General features: G+C 34.7%; 1 protein-coding gene. It reads right to left on the bottom strand.

What is annotated here, in order from left to right; genetic code table 11:
* The coding region (locus tag C1I98_RS46690; protein ID WP_199537608.1) for a hypothetical protein at positions 1-237 on the bottom strand (237 nt) is incomplete at its 3' end.
* Between the last annotated feature and the right edge of the window lie 192 nt (positions 238-429).

The raw sequence follows: 429 nt of genomic DNA, 5'->3' as shown, positions 1-429 counted from the left end.
GACTAAACCATATGCTTTCGATTCTGGTTTATTTTTGTCGGTCATATTACACATTGTTTTTATTAAATCTAAGACAGGCGGAGCCACTTTAACATTTTTCCTCTCTGCTCCAGTCCATTTCTTTGTTTCCGTTGTTTTTGGATTAAGAGAAGATGTATCTCTACTGACATCAGCTGAATGGAGTGCTTCTGGTGATTCGGTTTCTTTATTTCCTCGATTAATTAAGCCCATTAACATCTAACCCCTTTCCAAGCTTCGTAAGTTTGTTGTCTTATGTCAACTAACGACGTTTATATATGTAGTCAGATATATCTCCCTGAGTTTCAAAGGCTTGTATTCTTTCTTCTAATTCACAAAAAATATCCTCAAAAAGTGCAAACATTTTTTTGTCGTGAAAATCATTAAATTGTATACCTTGTGCTGTATACC

The sequence above is a fragment of the Spongiactinospora gelatinilytica genome, assembly GCF_003236385.1.
GTDB lineage: Bacteria > Actinomycetota > Actinomycetes > Streptosporangiales > Streptosporangiaceae > Spongiactinospora > Spongiactinospora gelatinilytica.
Note: the sequence above shows the minus strand (reverse complement) of the source record. Positions and strands in the feature narration are given on the sequence as shown.